Origin of the sequence: Nocardia bovistercoris (assembly GCF_015674855.1) — a bacterium.
Lineage (GTDB): Bacteria > Actinomycetota > Actinomycetes > Mycobacteriales > Mycobacteriaceae > Nocardia > Nocardia bovistercoris.
Genome location: NZ_JADMLG010000001.1, coordinates 193,349 through 218,478 on the forward strand (window position 1 = coordinate 193,349; position 25,130 = coordinate 218,478).

20 protein-coding genes and 1 pseudogene are annotated in these 25,130 nt (G+C 69.2%); 14 read left to right on the forward strand and 7 right to left on the reverse strand.

Translation table 11 applies throughout. The features are described from left to right. Window positions 1-281: 281 nt before the first annotated feature. The 4 genes and pseudogenes from mptB to IT779_RS00895 form a co-directional block, all read left to right on the forward strand. Window positions 282-2,078, forward strand: a pseudogene (mptB, locus tag IT779_RS00880) (polyprenol phosphomannose-dependent alpha 1,6 mannosyltransferase MptB); the annotation flags it as partial. Window positions 2,079-2,423: 345 nt separating this feature from the next. Next, window positions 2,424-3,356: an ABC transporter ATP-binding protein gene (locus IT779_RS00885; protein ID WP_196147195.1), complete on the forward strand. Its 933-nt coding sequence runs from the start codon at window positions 2,424-2,426 to the stop codon at window positions 3,354-3,356. Next, a complete protein-coding gene (locus tag IT779_RS00890) occupies window positions 3,353-4,144 on the forward strand; it encodes an ABC transporter permease (RefSeq protein ID WP_196147196.1) in 792 nt (263 codons plus the stop codon). The genes IT779_RS00885 and IT779_RS00890 overlap by 4 nt, the downstream gene beginning before the upstream one ends. Before the next feature lie 74 nt (window positions 4,145-4,218). Beyond that, the gene (locus IT779_RS00895) at window positions 4,219-5,193 is read left to right on the forward strand and encodes a COX15/CtaA family protein (RefSeq protein ID WP_196147197.1); all 975 of its coding nucleotides are present in this window, start codon (window positions 4,219-4,221) and stop codon (window positions 5,191-5,193) included. Between the two features lie 45 nt (window positions 5,194-5,238). On the opposite strand, the gene IT779_RS00900 is transcribed toward IT779_RS00895, so the two are convergent. The 3 genes from IT779_RS00900 to IT779_RS00910 form a co-directional block, all read right to left on the reverse strand. Further along, the gene (locus tag IT779_RS00900; protein ID WP_196147198.1) at window positions 5,239-5,949 is read right to left on the reverse strand and encodes a dienelactone hydrolase family protein; all 711 of its coding nucleotides are present in this window, start codon (window positions 5,947-5,949) and stop codon (window positions 5,239-5,241) included. Between the two features lie 211 nt (window positions 5,950-6,160). Then, window positions 6,161-7,792 (reverse strand): MDR family MFS transporter, encoded by a 1,632-nt coding sequence (locus IT779_RS00905; protein WP_408637708.1) that lies wholly within the window; start codon window positions 7,790-7,792, stop codon window positions 6,161-6,163. After that, a complete protein-coding gene (locus IT779_RS00910; protein WP_196147199.1) occupies window positions 7,785-8,279 on the reverse strand; it encodes a MarR family winged helix-turn-helix transcriptional regulator in 495 nt (164 codons plus the stop codon). Before IT779_RS00910 ends, IT779_RS00905 begins: the two co-directional genes overlap by 8 nt. 200 nt (window positions 8,280-8,479) lie before the next feature. On the opposite strand from IT779_RS00910, the gene IT779_RS00915 reads away from it, so the two are divergent. Continuing rightward, window positions 8,480-8,710, forward strand: coding sequence for a hypothetical protein (locus IT779_RS00915; RefSeq protein ID WP_196147200.1), 231 nt, complete (start codon window positions 8,480-8,482; stop codon window positions 8,708-8,710). 28 nt (window positions 8,711-8,738) lie between these two features. Here IT779_RS00915 and IT779_RS00920 read toward each other — a convergent pair whose 3' ends face one another. Next, a complete protein-coding gene (locus IT779_RS00920) occupies window positions 8,739-9,092 on the reverse strand; it encodes a hypothetical protein (RefSeq protein WP_196147201.1) in 354 nt (117 codons plus the stop codon). Window positions 9,093-9,152: 60 nt separating this feature from the next. Here IT779_RS00920 and IT779_RS00925 point away from each other — a divergent pair, with 60 nt between their 5' ends. Further along, window positions 9,153-10,118, forward strand: coding sequence for a quinone oxidoreductase family protein (locus tag IT779_RS00925; protein WP_196147202.1), 966 nt, complete (start codon window positions 9,153-9,155; stop codon window positions 10,116-10,118). 153 nt (window positions 10,119-10,271) lie between these two features. On the opposite strand, the gene IT779_RS00930 is transcribed toward IT779_RS00925, so the two are convergent. Continuing rightward, entirely contained in the window at window positions 10,272-10,874 is a 603-nt protein-coding gene (locus IT779_RS00930; RefSeq protein WP_198428027.1) for a TetR/AcrR family transcriptional regulator, read from the reverse strand. Between the two features lie 104 nt (window positions 10,875-10,978). Here IT779_RS00930 and IT779_RS00935 point away from each other — a divergent pair, with 104 nt between their 5' ends. Next, on the forward strand, window positions 10,979-12,406 hold the full coding sequence (locus IT779_RS00935; protein WP_196147203.1) for an FAD-dependent monooxygenase: 1,428 nt from the start codon (window positions 10,979-10,981) through the stop codon (window positions 12,404-12,406). A 96-nt stretch (window positions 12,407-12,502) separates the two neighbouring features. On the opposite strand, the gene IT779_RS00940 is transcribed toward IT779_RS00935, so the two are convergent. Beyond that, window positions 12,503-13,396, reverse strand: coding sequence for a heme o synthase (locus IT779_RS00940; protein ID WP_232541394.1), 894 nt, complete (start codon window positions 13,394-13,396; stop codon window positions 12,503-12,505). Between the two features lie 480 nt (window positions 13,397-13,876). Here IT779_RS00940 and tkt point away from each other — a divergent pair, with 480 nt between their 5' ends. The 7 genes from tkt to IT779_RS00980 all read left to right on the forward strand — a co-directional run bounded on the left by tkt (window position 13,877) and on the right by IT779_RS00980 (window position 24,131). Further along, complete coding sequence (gene tkt, locus IT779_RS00945; RefSeq protein WP_196147205.1) at window positions 13,877-16,018, forward strand: transketolase; 2,142 nt, start codon at window positions 13,877-13,879, stop codon at window positions 16,016-16,018. Window positions 16,019-16,023: 5 nt separating this feature from the next. Beyond that, entirely contained in the window at window positions 16,024-17,160 is a 1,137-nt protein-coding gene (gene tal, locus IT779_RS00950) for a transaldolase (RefSeq protein ID WP_196147206.1), read from the forward strand. Between the two features lie 3 nt (window positions 17,161-17,163). Next, window positions 17,164-18,720 (forward strand): glucose-6-phosphate dehydrogenase, encoded by a 1,557-nt coding sequence (gene zwf / locus IT779_RS00955; protein WP_196147207.1) that lies wholly within the window; start codon window positions 17,164-17,166, stop codon window positions 18,718-18,720. Further along, a complete protein-coding gene (opcA, locus tag IT779_RS00960) occupies window positions 18,717-19,625 on the forward strand; it encodes a glucose-6-phosphate dehydrogenase assembly protein OpcA (protein WP_196147732.1) in 909 nt (302 codons plus the stop codon). The genes zwf and opcA overlap by 4 nt, the downstream gene beginning before the upstream one ends. Next, a complete protein-coding gene (gene pgl / locus IT779_RS00965; RefSeq protein ID WP_196147208.1) occupies window positions 19,618-20,370 on the forward strand; it encodes a 6-phosphogluconolactonase in 753 nt (250 codons plus the stop codon). Before opcA ends, pgl begins: the two co-directional genes overlap by 8 nt. A gap of 146 nt (window positions 20,371-20,516) precedes the next feature. Then, complete coding sequence (locus IT779_RS37355) at window positions 20,517-23,522, forward strand: thiamine pyrophosphate-dependent enzyme (protein WP_232541340.1); 3,006 nt, start codon at window positions 20,517-20,519, stop codon at window positions 23,520-23,522. Window positions 23,523-23,651: 129 nt separating this feature from the next. Then, window positions 23,652-24,131 (forward strand): SRPBCC family protein, encoded by a 480-nt coding sequence (locus IT779_RS00980; RefSeq protein ID WP_196147209.1) that lies wholly within the window; start codon window positions 23,652-23,654, stop codon window positions 24,129-24,131. Here IT779_RS00980 and IT779_RS00985 read toward each other — a convergent pair. Further along, the gene (locus tag IT779_RS00985; RefSeq protein WP_332838598.1) at window positions 24,101-25,108 is read right to left on the reverse strand and encodes an alpha/beta hydrolase; all 1,008 of its coding nucleotides are present in this window, start codon (window positions 25,106-25,108) and stop codon (window positions 24,101-24,103) included. The genes IT779_RS00980 and IT779_RS00985 overlap by 31 nt on opposite strands. Window positions 25,109-25,130: the final 22 nt, after the last annotated feature.

The window sequence follows — 25,130 nt, forward strand, 5'->3', positions numbered from 1 at the left end:
CCAGTGTGGCGGAATTAGTTCCTTAAATCTAATAAGGGTGCCCTGACCGGAACCGCCCCGTCGGCACGCCGATATCCGCGGCACACGCGCGTGACCGCGCGAAACGGCGCGAGCCATGGAAACAGGCGCGCGAAGACAGTGACGCACCGCACATCTCGCGCGGACGCCGGGCGCGGGCGGCACCGCCCAACCGGTCGATCGCACGGACCGCTCACACCCGTGCACCCGGTCACATTCCGGGCCGAAGCACGGGTATCCGAATCGGCTACGCTGGCCCGGTGATGTCAGGCGAACCGGGCGGAGAACGTGACGACGAGACCCGGCCCGCCCGCGTCGATACCCTGATCCCACCGCGCGCGAGCAGGTCCTTCGCCGCCGCCGTCACCTTCGGCAGACGCGTCGTCGGCCTCGACGTCGCACCCGACCACACGGTCAGCGACGCGCTGCACGCCAACGAACCCGAGGCGGGCGGACTCGACGCCAAGGAGAACGCCCAACTGCGCCGGGTCCGCCTGCTCGGCGCGACCGGCTCGGTGATGATGGCGATCGGCGCGCTCGGCCTCGGCGCCCAGCCCACGCTGCAGAACCCGACCTACGGCAAGGCCATCATCGGCCTGCCCGCCCGGGTGCACAGCTCGGGACTCGCGGTCACCATGCTCGGCACCGTCGTGGTCATGCTCGCGTGGCTGCTGCTCGGACGCTTCGCGCTCGGGCTGCGCTCCAGTCAGGGCCGCAGGCTCACCCGCTCACAGCTCGACCGCACCCTGCTGCTGTGGATCATCCCGCTGTCGGTGGCTCCGCCCATGTTCAGCCAGGACGTGTACTCCTATCTCGCACAGGGCGAGATCGCCGCGCGCGGACTCGACCCGTACGACGTCGGCCCGGTACAAGGACTCGGACAGGACCACGTCCTCACCCGCAGCGTGCCGAACATCTGGCAGAACACCCCCGCCCCCTACGGTCCGCTCTCGCTGTGGTTCGGCAAGGGCATCGCGGCGCTCACCGGCGAGAACATGCTGGCGGGCGTGCTGCTGCACCGGGTGCTCGCGCTGATCGGCGTGGCCTGCGTGGTATGGGCGCTGCCGCGGCTGGCCCAGCGCTGCCGGGTCTCCCCCGTGGCGGCGCTGTGGCTCGGCGCGGCCAATCCGCTGGTGATCTTCCACCTGGTCTCCGGGGTGCACAACGAGGCCATGATGATCGGGCTGATGCTGGTCGGCCTCGAACTGTGCCTGGCGGCCGTCTCGCGCACCGGCCCGTTGCGCGGACCAACCCTGGCCCTGTTCTTGACCGGCGCGACCCTGCTCGCGCTCTCGGCCATGGTCAAGATCCCCTCGATGCTCGCGCTGGCCTTCGTGTGGATGGCGCTGAGCCGCCGATGGGGCGGCAAGTGGCGGGGCATCACCGCGTCCGCGCTGCTACTCGGCGCCGTCACCGCCACCGTCACGCTGGCGATCTGCGTCGGCAGCGGACTCGGCTTCGGCTGGGTCGGCACTCTCGGCACCGCCAACGCGGTGCGCAGTTGGATGTCGCTGCCGACACTGCTCGGGGTGATCACGGGATTCGGCGGCGTGCTGCTCGGCCTCGGCGATCACACCACCGCGCTGCTGAGCATCACCCGTCCCATCGCGGCCGCGGCCGCGACACTGCTCGTGGTGCGGCTGCTCATCGCGACCTGGAGCGGTCGTCTGCACCCGGTCGGGGCGCTCGGCCTCGCGTTCGGCGCGGTCGTGCTGCTGTTCCCGGTGGTGCAGCCCTGGTATCTGCTGTGGGGCATCGTGCCGCTGGCGGCCTGGGCGAACCGGCCGCTGTTCCGGGTACCCGCCACGGTGGCCTCGGCGGTGGTCAGCGTGCTGCTGATGCCGTCGGGCAGCGAGATCACGCCGTTCGTGCTCATCTACGCGGCCACCATCACCATCCTGACCTGCCTGCTGATGATCCTGGCCACCCGCAAATCGCTGCCGTGGCGGCTCGACGAATCCGGCGCCGCTGCCGAAGCCGCCGGTCCGTTCGCGTCGACGAAGGATCGCCCGGAGTCGACGGGCCGACCGGACGCGGCAGCCCAGCGGCCCGAAACCGGTTCGAACAGGTCCGCTCACCTGGTGACCGATTCGACCGCGACGTCCGGCTTCGGGGCGACAGAAGCGCGCACGACGAACGACCTCGAGTCGATCGAAGCAAGCGCGACAACCGGTTTCGGGGCAGCCGATCCGAGCGCGGCATCCGGCTTCAGGTCGACCGATCCGAGCGCGACGACCGGCTTCGGTTCGCCGGATGCGGGCGCGGCGACCGCGCTCGCGGCGACCGAATCGACGGCGACCGACGCGGAACCCGCTGTGCCCGCGACACGCTCGACCGCGCGCGGCGAATGATCGGGCAGGGGTGTCTGCCGGCTCACATCGGCACACCGCTTACGGTGTGACATCGTGACCGCAGCCTCCGTACCCGCCGTGCGCGTCGACGGCGTCGTCAAGCGTTACGGCGAGACCGTCGCGGTCGACGGCCTGTCCTTCGACGTCGAACGGGCGCAGGTGCTCGCGCTGCTCGGCCCCAACGGCGCGGGCAAGACGACCACCGTCGAGATGTGCGAGGGTTTCGTCACCCCCGACGCGGGTTCGGTGCGGGTACTCGGCCTCGACCCCATCGCCGACTCGGAGCGGCTGCGTTCCCGCATCGGCGTCATGTTGCAGGGCGGCGGCGCCTATCCCGGCGCGCGCGCGGGCGAGATGCTGGAGCTGGTAGCCGCCTATTCGGCCGCGCCTCTCGACCCGGAATGGCTGCTGCGGACCCTCGGCCTCCAGGACAACCGGCGCACCCCGTACCGCAGACTGTCGGGCGGCCAGCAACAGCGCCTCGCGCTGGCGTGCGCGCTGGTCGGGCGGCCGGAGATCGTCTTCCTCGACGAGCCGACCGCCGGACTCGACGCCCAGGCCAGGCTGATCGTCTGGGAACTCATCGACGCGCTGCGCCGCGACGGCGTCACGGTGGTGCTCACCACCCACGTGATGGACGAGGCCGAGCAACTCGCCGACCAGCTCGTCATCGTCGACCACGGGCAGATCGTGGCCGCAGGCACCCCCGCCGAGGTCACCGCGCACGGCGCCGCGGGCCAGCTGCGATTCACCGCGCCACCCAAACTGGATCTCGAACTGTTGAAATCGGCGCTGCCCGAAGGGTTCTCGCCGCGCGAGACGACACCGGGCGCGTATCTGGTCGAGGGCGAGATCGATCCGCAGGTGCTGGCGACGGTGACCGCGTGGTGCGCGCGCCTCAATGTGCTCGCCACCGACATCCGCATCGATCAACGACGCCTCGAGGACGTGTTCCTCGAACTCACTGGACGGGATCTGCGCGGATGACACACGCCGACCTGAGCGCCAATCGTTTCGACGCGGGCACCTTCGCGCCCGATCCGCGTCCGGCCTCGCGCCCCGCGATGCTGGCCGCGCAGACCCGCCTCGAACTGATCCTGTTGCTGCGCAACGGCGAACAACTGCTGCTGACCATGTTCATCCCGATCACCCTGCTGGTCGGTCTCACCCTGCTGCCCTTCGGGGAACTGGGCGACACCAGGGTCGACAAGATCGTGCCCGCGGTGATGATGGTGGCGGTGATGTCGACGGCCTTCACCGGTCAGGCCATCGCCGTCGGCTTCGATCGCCGCTACGGCGCGCTCAAACGCCTCGGCGCGACGGCGCTGCCGCGCTGGGGCGTGATCGCGGGCAAGAGCGCGGCGGTGCTGATCGTGGTGGTGCTGCAGGCGGTCGTCCTCGGTCTGATCGGCGTCGCGCTCGGCTGGCGTCCCGACGCGGTCGGGCTGCTGCTCGGCGCGGTGGTGATCGCGCTGGGCACCTTCACCTTCGCGACCATGGGCCTACTGCTCGGCGGCACGCTCAAGGCGGAGATCGTGCTCGCGCTGGCCAATATCCTCTGGTTCGTCATGCTCGGCATCGCCAGCATCGTCTTCGCCTCCGACGATCTGCCCGCCGCGGTGGATGTCGCGGCCCGGCTGATCCCGTCGGGCGCGCTTGCGGTGACGCTCGAGGACGCGATGCACACCGGCGCGGACTGGTTCGGGCTGATCGTGCTGACAGTGTGGGGTGCGGTGTGCGCGGCGCTCGGCGTGCGGTACTTCCGGTTCCACTGAGCCGGGACGTGTTCAACGACACTTGGTAGTAGACCGGCCGCGGGACGTCGGGCAGCGGGAGCTACCATCGTCGGGTGCTGAATCGCGCGTTCACGGTACTGGTCGACCGACTCCCGCTGCCCTCGCTCCGGGTGCAGCGCTGGATCGCGCTCGCGGTGATCCTCACCCAGGCCGGTATCGCGGTCACCGGGTCGATCGTGCGCGTCACCGCCTCCGGGCTCGGCTGCCCGACCTGGCCGCAGTGCTTTCCCGGCAGCTTCACCCCGGTCGGCGTCTCCGAGGTCGCGGTCGTGCACCAGGCCGTGGAATTCGGCAACCGCATGCTGACCTTCGTCGTCAGCCTCTGCGCCGGTCTCGTCGTACTCGCCGTGGTGCGGGCGCGCCGCCGCCGCGAGGTCGTCGTCTACGCGTGGCTCATGCCCGGCGGCACCGTGCTGCAAGCGGTGATCGGCGGCATCACCGTCCGCACCGGACTGCTGTGGTGGACGGTCGCCGTGCACCTCGTGGCCTCCATGCTCATGGTGTGGCTGGCCACCGTGCTCTACGCGAAGGTGTCCGAACCCGACGAGGGCATCGACACCGTGCAGGCCCCGGCCCCGCTGCGCTGGTTGACCGCGCTCAGCGGCGTCGCGCTGGCAGCGGTGCTGGTCGCGGGCACACTCGTCACCGCGGCGGGACCGCACGCGGGCGACAAGAGCATCGACAAGCCGGTCGCCAGGCTGGAGGTCGAGATCGTCACCCTCGTCCACCTGCATTCGCAACTGCTGGTCGGCTACCTGGCCCTGCTCGTCGGCCTCGCCTTCGGCCTGTTCGCCGTCGGCATCACCCCCGCCGTGCGCCGACGCCTGTTCGCGGTACTCGCCGTCGTCTGCGCGCAGGCTCTCATCGGCGTGATCCAATACTTCACCGACGTCCCCGCGGTCCTCGTCGTCTGCCACGTCGCGGGCGCCGCGGCCTGTACCGCCGCCACCGCGGCACTGTGGGCGTCGTTGCGCACCCGCGAGCTCGTGAGCGCACGCCCACGCTCCACCGCGACGACCGCCGCCTGAGTCACGCGCCGTCCGCCACGGCAGCATCGACCCTGCACCCACGGCTCAAGCGCGCAGGTGCTCCTCGTAGAAGCCGAAGATGCGTTGCCAAGCGTCGGCGGAAACCTCGGGATCGTAGGGGGTGCCCGCGACCTTCATGAACAGACCCTTCGGCCCGGAGTAGTTCTGGAAGAACGAGTGCGAGGTGTTCGGGTAGATGCGGAAGTCGACCGGAACGTTCTTGCGTTGCAACGCGTCCCGATACCGTTCGATGTCGGCGGCGGGAATGTAGCGGTCGGCGTCGCCGTAGCTGGCGACCACGGGGCACGGGTCGGTCAGCAGGTGGTCGACCTCCTTGCCGGGAAACAGCATGCCGTAGTTGACCGAGGCCACGTCGAACATGCCGCGACCGGCGCTCACCAGTGCGAACCGCCCGCCCATGCAGAACCCCATGACACCGACGCGGCCCGTGCAGTCCGCCCGCGCCGTCAACGTCTCCCGCGCGCGCTGGATCTGGTCGAATACCGGTCCCTCGTCACGCAGTAGACCGCGGAACACCTGCTGCACGCACAACCCGCGCTTGTAGAGTCGCGGGCCGAAGGCGAGGTAGCCGTTCGCCGCGAGATGGTCGCAGACGCGGCGCAATTCGCCGGTGAGTCCGAAGGCGTCGTGCAGGACGACGACTCCCGGAAACGGGCCTGCGCCCGCCGGTATCGCGAGGTGGCCGCCGTCGACCTCGATGGTCGAGATGTCCGCGGCGCCTGCGGGGTTGCTCATCGAATCTCCGATCCGTTCCGACAGCGATCTCTTCGGACTGTACGCGGTACGACAGCTCCCGCCGCACGGCGAGCGCCCGTCACGCGCGCGACCGTCCTGTTCGTTCGCGTGACGGCCTTGTTCATCGCCTTGTTCGTCCATGCGACCTGCCGTGGAACGACGACCGCCCGCCCCCTGAAGGGACGGACGATCGCTTTGTATGGTTCGGCGCTTACCGAACGCCTGCCCCGACCTCGCTCCGCTCGTCGTCCGCGCGCACGGCGGCATCGGTGTCCTCCGCACGCATCGGATCGAGTGCGGGATCGATATCGATGGTGCGGCGCAACGGATGATTCGGCAGCAGCGTCGCCGCGATCAGGGCGACGACCGTGGCGCCCGCCGCGATGAGGAAGATCCGGCCGGTCGCGTCACCGTAGGCGGCGCGCACGATCGCCTCGATGGGCGCGGGCAGCGATCCGAGGTCCAGAGTGCCGCCGCCCGACGTGCCGGACGGGACACCGAGTTTCGCGAACCCTTGCGCCGACAGTTCCCCGACCCGCGTGGCAAGCACCGAGCCGAGCACCGAGACCCCGATCGCACCGCCGAAGGTGCGGAAGAACGCCACGCTGCTCGAGGCCGCGCCGATATTGTGCACGCTCACGGTGTTCTGCACGGCGAGCACCAGATTCTGCATCATCATGCCGACCCCGAGTCCGACGACGGTGATGTAGCCGCCGACCAACCACAGGTTCGTGGCGTGGTCGATGGTCGACAGCAGCGCGAATCCGACGACCATCAGCGCACCGCCCGCGACCACGAATCGCTTCCACTTGCCGAATCGGGTGATGAGCTGTCCCGAGCCGACCGAGGCGATCAGCATGCCCGCGACCAGCGGGATGGTCAGCACACCGGCCACGGTCGGCGAGTAGCCGCGCGCGGTCTGGAAGTACTGGCCGAGGAAGGTGGTCGCGCCGAACATGCCGACGCCGACCGCGATCGAGGCGATGATCGCCAGTCCCGTGGTGCGCTCGGTGACGATCGGCAGCGGAATGATCGGTGACTTCGCCCGGCTCTCCACCCACAGCGTCGCGAGCAGCAACAGCACACCCGCGCCGACGTAGAGCGCGGTCTCGCGCGAGATCCAGTCGTAGTAACCGGCTTTGCCCGCGAAGGACACCCAGATCAGCAGGATCGAGACGCCCGCGGTGAGCAGCGCGGCGCCGAGCCAGTCGATGGAAACGCCAGGCTTGCGTTCGGTGGGCAGGCGCAGGGTGCGCTGCAACAGCACGAGCGCGATCACCGCCAGCGGGACGCAGACGAAGAAGCACCAGCGCCAGCCGAGCGGGCTGTCGACGATGACGCCGCCGAGGATCGGGCCGCCGGACATGGACACCGCCATCACCGCGCCCATGTAGCCGGAATACCTGCCGCGTTCACGGGGCGCGACGATCGAGCCGATGATGGCGACGACCAGCGCGGTCAGCCCGCCCATGCCGATGCCTTGCACGACCCGCGCGACCAGCAGCAGCGGCACGGTGTGCGCGAAGCCCGCGATGATCGAGCCGATCACGAAGATGACGATGGCCGACTGGACCAGCGTCTTCTTGTTGAACAGGTCGGCGAATTTGCCCCAGATCGGGGTCGACGCCGCGTTGGCGAGCAGGGCGGTGGTGATGACCCAGGCGTAGGCGGTCTGGGAGCCCTGGAGATCGCCGATGATGGTCGGCAGCGCCGTGGCGACGATCGTGGTGCTGAGCAGCGCGGTGAACAGCGCCGCCAGCAGCCCGGTCATCGCTTCGAGAATTTCGCGGTGGCTCATCGCGAAGGGATCACGCGGTGTCACCGCCTCGACTGAACTAGACATCTACTTCCTGATTCTGTCGGGCATCGGATCGATGTGCCGGTGCGCTGTGGTGTGTGTGCGCGGTGAGGGCGTTCCTGAGTCGCCGGAGCGCGACGTAGGCCTGGTCGGCGTCGGTTTCGCTCCAGTCGGCGAGCGCGGTTTGCAGGCCACGCGCCCGCGCCGCGCGCACTCGCCGCAGCAGTTCGCGACCGTCCTCGGTGACATGGACGAGACTGGCGCGCCCGTCACCGGGATCGGCGTGCCTGTCGACGTAGCCTTCGGCGACCAGTTCGGTGACGTGCCTGCTCAGCGCCGAGGGGCTGATGCACAGGTCGACCGCGAGATCGACCTGTCGACACGGCCCCTTGGCCTCCAGGGCGCCGAGCACTCCGACGCCGCCGGGCAGCAGTTGCTCCGGCTCCGGATGCGACAGCACGACGCGCATCGCCCGCCCCATCAGGTAGAGCTCCTCGATGAGTTCCTGCGCGGTATCGGGCGATACGGCCACGGCCACTCCCCACACGAGATTACTTACTTGCAGAACACAACTATATTCTGATTGCTTGCGGTAATCAACTATCTGGGTACAGTGTTTCCCGTCACCCCGATCGGGGAACCCGCGATAACGAATCGGTGACGTATCGCGATCAATGAATGAGAACGCGGCGGACGGGTCGCGCTCTCGCGTCGAAGCAGGAAGGCCGTCCGATGCCGAACCGCCCACCCCCGCCCGACATGACTCCGCTGGCCTCACTGGCCATCCTGCTCGGAGTCATCATGGTCCTCGCGGGCGTCACCCAGTCGGACCGAATCCCCGGCTGGGCAGCCGATTACGGCACCGCCCTGACCATCCTCGCCATCGGCGCATACCTACTGGTCGCCGGACGCGTACTGCACTGGGGCATAGGCGAACTACTCGACCCGGCCCGCAGCCGCTGACCGCACGCGCGCCGGAACTCCCACGGGATCAGCGTTCGTTGCGCGCTTTCGGGAATCGGCGCTGACGCGCGACCCATCCCGCCATCTTGGCCCAGTGGCCGCTGCGCGGGGTGACCACCGAGGTCAGCTCGCGGTCCCATTCGTCGGCTTCGCTCAGGCCGTCGACCATCTCGATCAGCTTGCGCGCGGCGGGCATGTCGTCGACCATCCGGTCGCCGAGGATGCCGTCGGCGCCGACCAGGGTGACGCGCACGCCCGCGCGGCCGACCGGCTGCGGGACCGCGGTGGCCGAGCCGCCGTGTTCGGCGACGAAATTACGCACCGAGTCGACCACGGAGGAGGCGAGCCGGACTTCGGCCGGTGCGGCAGCTTCAACGCTCATTCCGCCGAGTCTACCGGCGGGTAGGCGTCGGTCGGGATCGGTGGGTGTAGAACGGAGTCCGTGCGCGCCATTCAGGTTTCCGAACACGGCGGTCCCGAGGTGCTCGTCCTCACGGAGATTCCCGACCCCTGCCCCGGACCGGATCAGCTGCTCGTGGACGTCGAGGCCATCGGCGTCAACTACATCGACACCTACGTCCGCACCGGGCGGTACCCCACCGCGGTGCCGTATGTTCCCGGCTCGGAGGGCACGGGCGTGGTCGCCGCGGTCGGTGCGAATGTGACGGAATTCTCGGTCGGCGACCGGGTCGCCTGGGCCGCCGCCACCGGCGGCTACGCCGAACGGGTCGCCGTCGACGCGGCGGTCGCGGTCGCGGTGCCCGACGCGGTCGCGGCCGAGGTCGCCGCCTCCGCGCTGTTGCAGGGCATGACCGCGCACTATCTGCTCGAGTCGGTCTACAAACCCGAATCGGGCGAGTCGATCCTGGTGCACGCGGGCGCGGGCGGGGTCGGCCTACTGCTGACCCAGTGGGCGGCCGCTCGCGGCATCCGCGTGCTCACCACGGTGTCGACCGACGAGAAGGCGGACCTCTCGCGCGCGGCGGGCGCGGCGGAAGTGCTGCGCTACGGCGACGAGGTGGCCGAGCGGGTGCGCGCGCTCACCGGCGGCGCGGGCGTGGCCGCGGTCTACGACGGCGTCGGCGCGGCGACCTTCGAGACGAGCCTTTCCGCCCTGCGGGTGCGCGGCACCCTCGCCCTGTTCGGCGCTGCCAGCGGACCGGTACCGCCCTTCGACCTGCAACGCCTCAACGGTCTCGGCTCGCTGTTCGTCACCAGACCGACCTTGGCCCACTACACCCGCGATCGCGCCGAATTGCTGTGGCGCGCGGGCGATGTGCTGACGGCCGTGGCCAAGGGCGCACTGCACGTGCGCGTCGGGGCCACCTATCCCCTCGCCGAAGCCGCACGCGCGCACACCGATCTCGAGGCGCGCGCCACCACGGGCTCCCTGGTGCTGCTGCCATAGCACGGCGTGGAGCCGTGGCTGCCGTGTCCACCTCGCCCGACAGAACCGCGCAGGTCCGTCGGAGATCCAACTGGTGCACCCGCTGTCGACCGCGTACGAGGCGCCGCGACCACCGCGCTCAACAGTCCGAGGAGGCGCGCGGTGGCCGCGATATCAGTAGTCACGGCCGGTGAGGCCGCGGTATACGAAGCGGGTCAGTCCTTCGATCGCCGCCTCGTCGGTGAGTCGCACCGTCCCGTCTTCTACAGCCGTCAGCAGGCCCTGCGTCATGAGGAACATCATGGCAAGACTGCCGTCAACGGTGCTCGGCAGCCGTAGCCCCTGCGCCACGAGACCGTCGAGGTGGTCGGCGATGTCGGCCCGCTGTTCGACGCCGAAATCCTGCATGTACCGGGCGAATTCCTCGTTGACCGACGCGGCCTGGTCGACCGCGCGCAACACCGTGGCGTGCGCGCGGGCGAAGGTCCAGTAACCGGCGATGTGGTAGCGCACCGCCGTCGGGTCGCTGAAATCCGGGTTGTGGTCGGGGTGGATCGCGCGCTCGTCGCCCGCCGCCGCGAGGTCGGCCATCAGCGATTGGAGCAGTTCTTCCTTGCTCGCGAAGTGGTTGTAGAACGATCCGGCGGCGCGGCCCGCCGCCGCGGTGATGTCGGTGATCTTGGTGTTGAGGTAGCCGCGTTCGGCGAACACCCGCACGGCCGCGTCCTTGAGCGCCCGCTCGGTCTGCGCCGACCGTTCCTGTCTGCTCATCGACATCGCCGACCACCTCCTCTTGACGGGAGAACCTATCAAGTCCAATACTGAATATAGATTCACTGAATCTGAATTCACCTGATATCGACAGGACTTCGGAGCCGAAAATGACACAGGTACTCGTAGTGGGCGCGGGACCGACCGGTCTGACCCTCGCCATCGAACTGGCCCGCCGCGACATCGCGGTGCGGATCATCGACAAGACCGACGAGCACTTCGCCGGATCGCGCGGCGACAGCATCCAGCCGCGCACCCTCGAGGTCTTCGACGATCTGGGCGTACTCGACGCGGTACTGGCCGCAGGCATCCCCACCCCGATCATGCGCGTCCACCTCGGCGGGCAGTTCGTCACCGAACGGCGCATGGCCGACCCGGTCGAGCCGACCCCCGACACCCCCTACCCGAACCTGTGGGTCCTCGGGCAATCCGACACCGAGGCGATCCTGCGCACCCGGCTGGCCGAATTCGGCGTCCACGTCGAACTCGGCACGGCACTGACCGATCTCGGCAAGAACGCCGACGGCGTCACCGCGACCCTCACGCACGGCGCCACTACCGAGACCGTCACCGCCGACTACCTCGTCGGCGCCGACGGCGGCCGCAGCACCGTGCGCAAACTGCTCGGCATCCCCTTCGACGGCGTCACCGACGAATCAATTCGCATGCTGCTCGGGGACGTGCGGGCCGACGCGCTCGACCACGAATACGGATACTGGTTCGCCGCGTCCGAGGATCGCCCGATGGAAGGTTTCGCCCTGTCCCCGCTACCCGGCGGCCGCCACTTCCAGTTCGCCGCCGGGCTCGACGCGGACACCGACCCCAGCCTGGAGACCCTCCAGGCGATGGCCGATCGCTACGCGGGCGTGCCGGGACTCACGCTCACCGACCTGTCCTGGGTCACCGGCTGGCGTCCCAATATCCGCCTGGCGCAACGGTTCCGAGAAGGCCGAGCGTTCCTGGCAGGCGACGCGGCGCACGTGCACCCGCCCACCGGCGGACAGGGCATGAACACCGGCGTGCAGGACGCCTACAACCTGGGCTGGAAACTCGCGGCCGCGCTGCACGGCGACGAGTCGGTGCTCGACACCTACGAATCCGAACGCCGCACCGTCGCCGCCCGCGTCCTCGGCCTCAGCACCGAACTGCTGGACAAACTGGTCGACGGCGACGAGACGGCCATGGAACGCGGGCCGCAGACCCGCCAGCTCGACATCAGCTACCGCGCACCGGACGACCACGGCCCGCTGGTGGCGGGTGACCGCGCACCGGACGCGCCGCTGCGCGACGCCGACGGACGAACGGTGCGGTTGTTCGACCTGTTCCGCGGACCGCACGCCACAACGCTGGTCTTCGGCGCGACCACCGCGCTGCCCGCCGCGTCCGACGCACGGGTCTACCGAGTGCTCCGCCCGGGCCTCGGCACCGCCGACCCGCACGTGATCGATGTCGACGGCCATGCGCACAGCGCGTACGCGGCCGAGGACGGGACTGTTGTGCGGGTCCGACCGGACGGGTACATCGGCGGACGCGACTGAGCCCCACGGCGACACAGCGCGGAAATCGAGCACCGCCCGAAACCGAACCCCGCTCGACCGCCGAGCACGAAGACCGGGCGGCCCTCGGTGTCCGAGCTATCCGAAGAAACTGCCGACCGTATCCCAGCCGAGCACGGAGTCCACCGCGAGACCGCAGAACACCACGGCCAGATAGTTGTTCGATTGCAGGAACAACCGCAGCGGTTTCACCGACTCCCCCCGGCGCACGCCCGCGTAGAGCTGATGCGCCATGAGCAGGAACCAGGCGCCCGCCACCAGCGCCACCGCGGTGTAGACCACACCGGTGGCGGGCGCCAGGGCCAGCGTGGTGAGCACGGTCAACCAGGTGTAGACCACGATCTGCTTGGTGACGGTCTGTTCGGTGGCAACCACCGGCAGCATGGGCACGCCCGCCGCCCGGTAGTCCTCCTTGTAGCGCATGGCCAGCGCCCAGGTGTGCGGCGGCGTCCAGAAGAAGATGACGCCGAACAGGGCGACGGCGGGCCAGCCGATGGTCCCCGTCACCGCCGACCAGCCGACGAGGGCGGGCATGCAGCCTGCCGCGCCGCCCCAGACCACGTTCTGCGAGGTGCGGCGCTTGAGGCCGAGGGTGTAGACGAAGACGTAGAACAGGATGGTGGCGACCACGAGCACGCCGCTGAGCAGGTTCGCCTGCCACCACAGCCACGCGAAGGAGGCGACGCCGAGCGCGATGCCGAAGACGGCGGCGTGCGAGGTCGGCACCGCATCCCTGGCGAGCGGGCGCTTGGCGGTGCGCTTCATCACCTTGTCGATATCGGCGTCGGCGACGCAGTTGAGGGTGTTCGCGCTGGCCGCGCCCATCCACCCGCCGAACAGGGTGGCCAGGATCAGCCCGATGTCGATGTGGCCGCGGTCGGCGAGCAGCATGGTGGGAATGGTGGCCACCAGCAGCAGTTCGATGACCCTCGGCTTGGTGAGCGCGATATAGGCCAGCGTGCGGCGCAGCAGCCGCGACGGTAGTCCATCACCCTGGAATCGCTCGGCAAGCGCCGTCGCGGAGGAGCCGTGCGCGCCATCGCCACCCGGCTTCTGCCCAATCCGCACTGTCTCTCCTCGCACGCTGTGCTCCGCATCCGGCAATGGAACGAGCAGCGCGCTCGGCAACGGCGTGCCGATACGGCGGATTCCGATACAGCGCGGCTACTACTACAGAGGATGGTAGACCCTCGCCCGCTGCCCGCCGCCCCTCGCCCCTTTCCGCCCGCACCGGAATCCGGCGGATCGGGCCGCCGGATAGTGACCGATCCGACACTTGCGACCCCTACTTCGGCCACACCCGGCCCCGCCGTACCGCGACACGGTTCACGGTAAGCCGGGTTACCGCGCCGCCGCTCAGCGGGCACATCTAGGGTGGGAGCAGACATCCGGCACTCAGCCGCCCGCTACACACACCGCCGTCGACGAATCAATGTCAGGAGAACCTCGGTCGTGTCAGTCACAGACGACATCCGCGCCCTCACTCAGCCGAACCACCCGGACGACTGGACGGATCTGGACACCAAGGCCGTCGACACCGTCCGCGTCCTCGCCGCCGATTCGGTGCAGAACGCGGGCAACGGTCACCCCGGCACCGCGATGAGCCTCGCGCCGCTGGCCTATTCGCTGTACCAGCGCGTCATGCGGCACGACCCGAGCGATCCGCACTGGGTCGGGCGCGACCGTTTCGTGCTGTCCTGCGGGCACTCGAGCATCACCCAGTACATCCAGCTCTACCTGGCCGGTTTCGGCGTGGAACTCGACGATCTGCGGAACCTGCGCAAGTGGGGTTCGCTGACGCCGGGCCACCCCGAGTACCGCCACACCGACGGCGTCGAGATCACCACCGGCCCGCTCGGCCAGGGTCTGGCCTCCGCGGTCGGCATGGCGATGGCGGCGCGCCGCGAGCGCGGCCTGTTCGATCCCGACGCCGCGCCGGGCACGAGCCCGTTCGACCACTTCGTCTACGTGATCGCCTCCGACGGCGACATGGAGGAGGGCGTCACCGCCGAGGCGTCCTCGCTCGCGGGCACCCAGCAGTTGGGCAACCTCGTGGTGATCTACGACGACAACAAGATCTCCATCGAGGACGACACCACCATCGCCTTCACCGAGGACGTGGCGGCGCGCTACCGCGCCTACGACTGGCACGTGCAGGTCGTGGAAGGCGGCGAGGACGTCGTCGCGATCGAGGCGGCCCTCGCGGCGGCCAAGGCCGAGACAGCCAAGCCCTCACTTCTGGTGCTGCGCACCATCATCGGCTACCCGGCCCCCACCAAGATGAACACCGGCGCTGCGCACGGCGCTGCGCTGGGCGCCGACGAGGTCGCCGCGACCAAGAAGGTGCTCGGCTTCGATCCGGAACAGAACTTCGAGGTGGACGCGGCGGTCATCGCGCACACCCGCGAGGTGATCACCCGAGGACAGCGGGCACATCGCGAGTGGCAGCACGGCTTCGACGCGTGGGCGCAGGCCAATCCGGCCAACAAGGCGCTGTTCGACCGGCTGTTCGCGCGCGACCTTCCCGCGGACTGGACGACGAAACTGCCGGTGTTCGAAGTGGATCCGAAGGGCACCTCCACCCGCAAGGCGTCGGGCAAGGTGCTTGCCGCGCTCGCGCCGGTGCTGCCCGAGTTGTGGGGCGGCTCGGCCGACCTCGCCGAATCCAACAACACCACGATGCCCGACGTCCCGAGCTTCGGCCCCGAGTCGATCTCGACCGGCATGTGGAAGGCCGACCCGTACGGCCGCACGCTGCACTTCGGGGTGCGCGAACACGCCATGGGCTCGATCCTCAACGGCATCGCGCTGCACGGCCCGACCCGCCCCTACGGCGGCACCTTCCTGGTGTTCTCCGACTACATGCGGCCCGCGGTGCGGCTCGCGGCGCTCATGCGGGTGCCCGCCATCTACGTCTGGACCCACGACTCCATCGGTCTCGGCGAGGACGGCCCGACCCACCAGCCGATCGAGCACCTGGCCGCGTTGCGCGCCATCCCCGGCTTGAACGTGGTCCGCCCCGGCGACGCCAACGAGACCGCCTACGCCTGGCGCGCCATCCTGGAACGCGATTCCAGCGAACGGGTCTCGCATTTCGTGCCGTCGGACGCGCCGCACCAGGACGGCCCCTCGGCGCTCGCGCTCACCCGCCAGGACCTGCCGGTGTTCGACGGCACCAGCTACGAGGGCGTCAAGCGCGGCGGCTACGTGCTCGCCGAGGCGTCCACCGGCACACCGCGGGTGATTCTGATCGCTACCGGTTCCGAGCTTCAGCTCGCCGTCGCCGCCCGCATTACGCTGGAGGAGCACGGCATCGGAACACGCGTGGTCTCGATGCCGTGTGTGGAGTGGTTCGACGCGCAGGACAAGGCTTACCGGGACGAGGTGCTTCCCCCCACGGTCCGCGCTCGGGTCTCCGTCGAGGCGGGTATCGGCATGCCGTGGTACCGCTTCGTCGGTGACGCGGGCGAGATCGTGTCGATCGAGCATTTCGGCGCCTCCGCCGATTTCAAGACCCTGTTCCGCGAGTTCGGGATCACCGCGGACGCCGTCGTCGCGGCCGCGCAGCGCTCGCTCGACAATGTGAAGGGATAAGTGCCATGTCGCAGAACCCCAATATCGCCTCGCTCTCCGCGGCGGGCGTCTCGGTCTGGCTCGACGATCTGTCGCGCGACCGCATCCGGTCCGGCAATCTCGCCGAACTGATAGCCACCAGGGGCGTCGTCGGCGTCACCACCAACCCGACCATCTTCCAGGGCGCGCTGAGCCAGGGCCACGCCTACGACGCGCAGGTCAAGGAGCTCGCCGAACTCGGCGCCGACGCCGACGCGGCGGTGCGCACCATCACCACCGACGACGTGCGGGCCGCCTGCGACGTGTTCGCGCCGGTCTTCGAGGCCACCGGCGGCGTCGACGGCCGCGTCTCCATCGAGGTCGACCCGCGCCTCGCCTTCGACGCCGACAAGACCGTCGCGCAGGCGGTGGAACTGTGGAAGATCGTCGACCGGCCCAACCTGTTCATCAAGATCCCGGCCACCGAGGCGGGCCTCCCGGCCATCACCGCGGTCCTGGCCGAGGGCATCAGCGTGAATGTCACGCTGATCTTCTCGGTGCCCCGCTACCGCTCGGTCATGGGCGCCTACCTCGACGGCGTCCGCAAGGCCAAGATCGCGGGCCACGACCCGGCCCGCATCCATTCGGTTGCCTCGTTCTTCGTGTCAAGGGTCGACACCGAGATCGACAAGCGGCTCGAGGCCATCGGCACGCCCGAGGCGCTCGCGCTGCGCGGTAAGGCGGGCGTCGCCAACGCCCGGCTCGCCTACGCCGAATACCAGGACGTGTTCGACGGCGGCGCGCACACCTCGACCTACGACAATCTCGCCTCGTCGGGCGCGAACCGGCAACGGCCGCTGTGGGCGTCGACGGGTGTGAAGAACCCCGACTACTCCGACACCATGTACGTCACCGAGCTGGTCGCGACGAACACCGTCAACACCCTGCCGGAGAAGACCCTCGAGGCCGTGGCCGACCACGGCGAGGTTCGCGGCGACACCCTGAGCGGCACCGCTGCCGAATCGCAGGCGGTCTTCGATCAGCTGGCGGCCGCGGGCATCGACCTCGACGACGTGTTCGCGGTCCTCGAGAGCGAGGGCGTCGACAAGTTCGAGAAGTCGTGGGAAGAGCTGTTGTCCGCGACGGCCGAGGAATTGGGCGCGGCCGGGAGCGGAAGCAACTGACCGATGGCGGGCACAGCAGAGGTCTCGAGGAACCCGCTGCGCGATGCGCGGGACAAACGCGTCCCGCACATCGCGGGGCCGTGCGGTTTGGTGATCTTCGGCGTCACCGGTGATCTATCCCGTAAGAAACTGATGCCCGCCATCTACGATCTGGCCAACCGGGGGCTACTACCCCCCGGTTTCGGCCTGGTCGGATTCGCTCGCCGCGACTACGCCGACGAGGATTTCGCGAAGGTCGTGCTCGATGCCGTGAAGGCCCACGCGCGCACCCCCTTTCGCCAGGAGGTCTGGGATCACCTGGCCGAGGGCATCCGCTTCGTGCAGGGCAGTTTCGACGACGACGCGGCCTTCGACCGCTTGGCCGAAACCCTCGCGGCCCTGGACAAGGAACGCGGCACCGGCGGCAATCACGCCTTCTACCTGTCGATTCCGCCGGACATGTTCCCGGTGGTGCTCGACCAGCTCTCCGAACACAAACTGGCGCAACCGGATACCACCGACGCCCTCGGTCGGGTGCCGTGGCGGCGGGTGGTCATCGAGAAGCCGTTCGGCCACGACCTGGAGAGCGCGGTCGAGTTGAACGCCCTGGTCAATAGGGTGTTCCCGGAGGAAACCGTCTTCCGCATCGACCACTACCTCGGCAAGGAGACGGTGCAGAACCTGCTCGCGCTGCGCTTCGCCAACCAGCTGTTCGATCCGATCTGGAACGCCAACTACGTCGACCACGTGCAGATCACCATGGCTGAGGACATCGGATTGGGCGGACGCGCAGGCTATTACGACGGCATCGGCGCCGCGCGCGACGTCATCCAGAACCATCTGCTGCAACTGCTGGCGCTCACCGCGATGGAAGAGCCGATCAGCTTCCAGCCCAAGCAGCTGCAGGCGGAGAAGATCAAGGTCCTCTCAGCCACCAAACTGGTCGAGCCGCTGGACGAGACCTCCGCGCGCGGGCAGTACGCCGAGGGCTGGCAGGGCGGCGAACACGTCGTCGGTCTGCTGGACGAGGAAGGTTTCGACCCGGAGTCGACCACCGAGACCTACGCGGCGATCACCCTCGAGGTCGACACCAGGCGCTGGGCGGGCGTCCCGTTCTACCTGCGCACCGGAAAACGGTTGGGCCGCAGGGTCACCGAGATCGCGGTGGTGTTCAAGCGCGCGCCGCACCTGCCCTTCGACCAGACCATGACCGAGGAGCTCGGCGAGAACGCGCTGGTCATCCGGGTGCAGCCGGACGAGGGCATCACCATGCGATTCGGGTCGAAGGTGCCGGGGTCGAGTATGGAAGTGCGCGATGTCAATATGGACTTCAGCTACGGCGAATCGTTCACCGAATCCTCCCCCGAGGCATACGAACGTCTGATCCTGGACATGCTGCTCGGGGAGCCGTCCCTGTTCCCGGTCAACGCGGAGGTCGAATTGTCCTGGAGCATCCTGGATCCGGTGCTCACGCACTGGGCGGGCGAGGGCAGGCCGCAAGCGTACGAGGCCGGGACCTGGGGTCCGGCCTCGGCCGACGAGATGCTCGAGCGCACCGGCCGGGAATGGCGGCGCCCGTGATCGTCGACATGCCAGACACCACCACCGGCGCGGTCACCAAACGTCTGCTGCAACTGCGCGAGAGCAACGGCGTCATCACCATGGGCCGGGTGTTGACCTTGGTGGTGTGCACGCTGGACAGCTCCGAGGCCGAGGACGCCATCGACGCGGCCAACGACGCCAGCCGCGAACATCCCTGTCGCGTCGTCGTCCTGGCGCGCGGCGACCGCGAGGTGGCCACCAAACTCGACGCTCAGATCCGCGTCGGCGGCGACGCGGGCGCGGCCGAGGTGATCGTGCTGCGTCTGCAGGGCGAACTCATCAATCACGAGAGCAGCGTCGTGATCCCGTTCCTGCTGCCGGACACGCCGGTGGTGGCGTGGTGGCCGCGCGGGGCGCCGGAGTTCCCGTCCAAGGATTCGGTGGGCCGCCTGGCGACCCGACGCATCACCGACGCCACCTTCGCCGCCGACCCGCAGGCCACCATCAAGAAGCGCCGCGACTTCTACGCCCCCGGCGACACCGATCTGGCGTGGAGCCGGATCACCTACTGGCGGGCGCTGCTGACCGCCGCCATGGACGAGCCGCCGTTCGAGCCGATCGAATCGGTGACGGTGTCCGGACTGCGCAACGAACCGGCGCTCGACATGCTGGCGGGCTGGTTGGCCGCACGCTTGGACTGCCCGGTCCGCAGGCGTTCCGGAGCCCTCGTGGTGCGCCTGCACCGCCCGTCGGTGTCGGTCGCGATCGAGCGGCCGCAGACCGGACGCACCGCGACGCTGACCCGCACCGGCGACCCGGATCAGCGGATCGCGCTGGCGCGCAGAGAAACCCGCGACTGCCTGGCCGAGGAGCTGCGCCGCCTCGACGCCGACGAGATCTACGCCGAGGCGCTCGCCGGAATCGAGAGGGTGACCTATGAGTGAGCACACGCCGGTCGAGCGCGACGACACCGTCGAGGTGCACCCCGACACCGAGGCACTGGTCGCGGCCGCCGCGGCGCGCTTCGTCGCGGTCGTGGTCGCTGCCCAGGCGACCCGCGGTACGGCCTCGGTGGTGCTGACAGGCGGCGGCACCGGCATCGGCCTGCTGGAGCTGGTGCGCAAGAGCCCCGGCGACATCGACTGGTCGAAGCTCGACATCTTCTGGGGCGACGAACGTTTCGTGCCCTCGGGTGATCCGGAGCGCAACGAATTGCAGGCGCGCACCGCGTTGCTCGACCACGTCCCCGTCGATCCGGCGCGGGTGCACGCCGTGGCCGCCTCGGATGGGGAATATCCGGATCCGATCGAGGCCGCCGCGGAGTATTCGGCGGCGGTGCACGCCCATCTCGCCACGACCGGCGGCTTCGACCTGCATCTGCTCGGCATGGGCGGTGAGGGGCACGTGAATTCGCTGTTCCCCGACACCGACGCGGTGCGCGAGGAACACGAACTGGTCGTCGCGGTCACGAATTCCCCCAAACCGCCGCCGGTGCGGGTCACCTTGACCTTGCCCGCCGTGCGCCGCTCCCGACACGTGGTATTGGTGGTGGGCGGCGCAGCCAAGGCGGAAGCTGTCGCGGCCGCGCTGAACGGCGCTGCGGCGGTGGATATTCCGGCGGCGGGCGCCGTCGGCGCCGAGTCGACCACTTGGCTGCTCGATCAGGACGCGGCCGCGGGCCTGCGTTAGCGCACTACTTCGGATCAGGAGGGTCGGTTGCCGACCAGCGTGTTCGGCTCGCGCCGTCATCGCCGTCAGGAAATCACCGGGAGCGGGCAGCCGCCCGGCGCCACACCACACGGGTCGTTCGCCCAGCGCACGCCAACGGGTCCGCGATGACCGATCGGGCGGCCGATATCAATCGGCGTTGGCACACCGCGATCGCCGCGCTCACCGATAGCATTCCCCGCGAACCCGACCACGATCTCGCCCCCGGCGTGTCGACAGCCGCGCTGCTCGACCTGTTCGAAGCGCAGGTCACGAGCAGGCACCTGGATCTGTCGGCGCGGCGACTCGGCGCGACGCGACGCGGCTACTACAGCATCGGATCCTCCGGCCACGAGGGCAATGCCGCGCTGTCGTTCGCACTGCGCACCACCGATCCCGCACTGCTGCACTACCGTTCGGGCGCGTTCTTCGTGCACCGCGCCCGGCGCGTGCCGGACCTCGATCCGATCCGCGATGTCCTGCTCGGCGTGGTCGCCGCGGCGAGCGATCCGATATCCGGTGGCAGACACAAGGTTTTCGGCAGCGGACCGGCGAACGTGATCCCGCTGACCTCGACGGTCGCCTCCCACCTGCCGCGCGCCGTCGGACTCGCCTTCAGTCTGGAACGCGCTGCGCGACAGTCGATCTCGAACCCATGGCCCGCGGATTCGGTGGTGCTGTGCAGTTTCGGCGACGCCTCGGCCAACCATTCGACGGCCGCGGGGGCGATCAACGCCGCCGTGCACACCGCCTACCAGGGTGTGGCGATGCCGGTGTTGTTCGTCTGTGAGGACAACGGCATAGGGATCAGCGTCCCCACCCCCGCGGGCTGGATCGAGTCCGCCTACGGCAGCCGCCCCGGCCTGCGCTATTTCGAGGCCGACGGCTGCGACGCGCTCGACGCCATGTCCACCGCGGCCGCCGCCGCCGACTGGGTCCGCACCCACCGCCGCCCCGCCTTCCTCCGGCTGCGCACGGTCCGACTGTTCGGACACGCGGGCTCCGACGTCGAATCGGCGTACCGCACACCCGCCCGGATCGCCGCCGACCTGACCCGCGATCCCGTGCTGGCGACGGCCCGCCTCCTGATCACCTCCGGGGTGCGCACGGTGGAAGCGGTCACCGACCGCTACGACGAAATCGCCCGCGCGGTCAACGAAACAACCTTGGCGGTACTCGAGGAACCCACCCTCGACTCCGCCGCGGCGGTCACCGCCCCGCTCGCACCATCCCACCCCGACCGCGTACGCGCGGATGCGCTTCGCACAGGCCCACTTTCGCCGACCGAAACACTCCCCGAGGCGGAAAAGTCCGGCGCGAATTCCGAATCCGACGCGGCGGCCGCGACGACATCCGCCGCGCATACCGCACGCGACGCCGAGGACTCGACCGAAGGACCGTCGGCCGCACCTCGGATCCCGCGCCCGGGTGCCGAATCCGATCGCCAGACAGAGCCTTCCGAGAAACCCGGCTCGACGGTGTCCACGAACGGCGCGAGCCGGGACACAGTGAGCCGTCCGGAAGACACCACGCTCCCGAAGCAGGGCGCTAGCCGTCGGGACGATGCCGGGCCGGAGGAGAGCTCGGTTCCGGCAGACGCAGGCGTACCCCCGAGCAACTCGGTTCCGACGAACGACATCGGAGCCGAGCACCGAGGCACCCCAGCGAACGGAACCGGTTCGACGAGCAGCGCCACACCGGTCGACAACCTCGCTCCCACGGACCGTACCGCCAAGAGCGCCTCCACGTCCGTTCCCCCGAACGGCACCGACGCCGAGCACAAAGCCGCCCCCGCGGGCAGGACCGCGCCGGGAGGCGGCGCGACGCCGGTCGACAGCTCGACTCCCGCGGACAGCCTCGCGGCAGAGATCGGTACCGGGCAGACGCACACCACGCCACACACGGAGGGAACGGGAGCGAACGGAGGCGTGGCCGAGATCGAGGCCACCTCGGCGAACCATTCCGCCGCTGCGAAAAGCGACACCCCGGAGGGCACGACCGGGGATCCGGCCCGCCCCGAGGCCATGACCATGGCGCAGGCGATCAATCACACGCTGGGCGAACTGCTCGCCCGTGATCGCGACATCCTGGTCTTCGGCGAGGACGTCGGCCGCAAAGGCGGCGTCTACGGCGTCACCAAGGGATTGCGCAAGCGCTTCGGATCACGGCGCGTGTTCGACACCCTGCTGGACGAGCAGAGCATCCTCGGCACGGCGCTGGGCGCGGGCTTGGCCGGATTCGTCCCGATTCCGGAAATCCAGTACCTGGCATACATACACAACGCGATCGACCAGATCCGTGGCGAAGCGGCAACCCTCCAGTACTTCTCGCAGGGCCGCTACCGCAACCCGATGGTGGTGCGGGTCGCGGGCTTGGCCTACCAGAAGGGTTTCGGCGGCCACTTCCACAACGACAACTCCGTAGCGGCCCTACGCGACATCCCCGGCGTGATCCTCGCAGCCCCTTCCCGCGCCGACGACGCCGCCGCCATGCTGCGCACCTGCGTATCCGCCGCCCGCGTGGACGGCCGGGTGTGCATCTTCCTGGAACCGATCGCCCTCTACCACACCCGCGACCTGACCCACGGCGACGGCGCATGGGCGGCCCCGCCGGACCCATCCGCGCACGTCGAGATAGGCCGCGCACGGGCATACGGCGACGGCGAGGACCTCACATTGGTCTGCTTCGCCAACAGCGTCCCGATGAGCCTGCGCGTAGCCGACCGCCTCGGCCGCGATGGTGTCGGTGTGCGCGTCCTCGACCTCCGATGGCTGGCGCCACTCCCGGTCGAAGACCTGCTCGACCACGCCCGAGCCACCGGCCGCGTCCTGATAGCCGACGAGACCAGACACGGAGGCGCGGTCTCCGATTCCATACTCGCGGCACTGACGGACGCCGGATTCAACGGCGCGACAGCCCGCGTCACCAGCACGGACAGCTTCGTCCCCCTCGGCCCGGCCGCCGAATCCGTACTACTGACCGAGCCCATGATCGAAACCGCGGCCCGCACCCTCCTGAAAACCTCCCCACGCCCCCACCCCGTCGAGGCCACCTCCGAATCCCCCACCCAGCGCCCCCGGCGATTCGGATTCGGCCGCCGCCGCCGCGGAAATACAGTAGAGAACGGCTCCTGACCCCACCGGGGCTCATCAACGCAAATCCATTGCGAAGAAGCATGCCTGCGATCCACACCTCCCGTCCCCACGCACCACTGGCTCACCAGCCGCAGAAGCGACTCCCGCCCACCACAGCGAAAGGCAACCGTGACAACAACCTCGACGCTGGGCGAAGTCCGCCCCGAACACGACAACCAGCCCACCCCGACCCACGTGAGCCTGCACTACCAACGCTCCTACCGCCAACCGATCCTCGACGTCTGGTCGGCCTGCACCGACCGTACCCAACTGACCCGCTGGCTCGGCAAAATCACCGGCGCACACGGCAACCTGTCGATAGACCTGCTGGACGGCCCGACGACAGCCCCGATCGCGATCCGTGTCGACCACTGCGCGGCGCCACAAGAACTGGTCCTCCACATCGACGGCTCGCTACTGGAGATGCGATTGAGCCGGATCGGCGTAGTCACCACCATCGAACTGGTACGCAGACACCTCACCCCCGCCAAGGCGACCACGATCGGCCCTCGCTGGCAATACCTGCTCGACCGCCTCGACGCCTACCTCGATTACCGAGATCTGCCCCGCTGGTCCGACTACCCGGAACTGGCAGCCGAATACCGCTGACCCGCACCGCCGGGCACGAGATCACGCAGATACTCCACGATCAGCCCGTCGACCTGTTCGGTGCGCTCCAACTGCAAGAGATGTCCCGCACCCGCGATCTCGGTCACCGCACGCAGGTCGGTGGAGTTGGCCCGCAGCACACCCAGCGGATCACGCCCGCTGAACCCTTCCATATCGGTGTCGCGTTCGCCGTAGACGAAGTAGGCGGGCACACCCACTTTCGCGTCCGCGTATTCGGCGGTGAGCTCCCAGTTGCGATCCAACGCCCGATACCAGCCGAGCCCGCCACTGAACCCGGTGCGGTCGAATTCCCGCGCCAGCACATCGAGTTCTTCGACGCTGAGCCAACTCCACGGCAGCGCGGGCGCGTCGGGCAGCACATCGAGGTATCCGGTGCCTTCGGCCGGGTACCGCCACGTGTCGAGATAGTGATAGTCACCGCTGAGCGCGTAGTACACCCGGGCCAGGAATTCGCGCGGGTTCGCGCCGAGTTCGGCATCGGCGGGTCCGGTCTTCTGGAAATAGTCCATGTGCAGGAAGTGCCGTCGGGCCGCCTCGGCCCACAGTTGAGTCGGCGCGCGCGGCGGCCGAGGCGCGTACGGATTGTTGAGCACGATCACGCCCGCGACACGTTCGGGTGCGCGCAGGCTCGCTTCCCAGACCAGCGCGGCCCCGAAATCGAGGCCGACGAATACCGCCTGTTCGGCGCCGATATCGTCGAGCAGGCCGAGCAGGTCCGCGAGTACGGCGAGATTGGTGTAGGCGTCGGGTCCGTCCTTGGGTCCGGTGCGACCGTATCCGCGCAGGTCGGGCGCGATGGCGTGGTAGCCGGCGGCCGCGACGGCGGCCAGTTGGCGGTGCCAGATGTAGCCGGTGTGTGGAAAGCCGTGGCAGAAGATCACGGGATAGCCCGCGCCGCGTTCGGTGATGTGCATCCGAATACCGTTGGTCGCCACGAAACGATGCCGCGTTTCCACCGAGGCCTCCCATTCTTTAGAA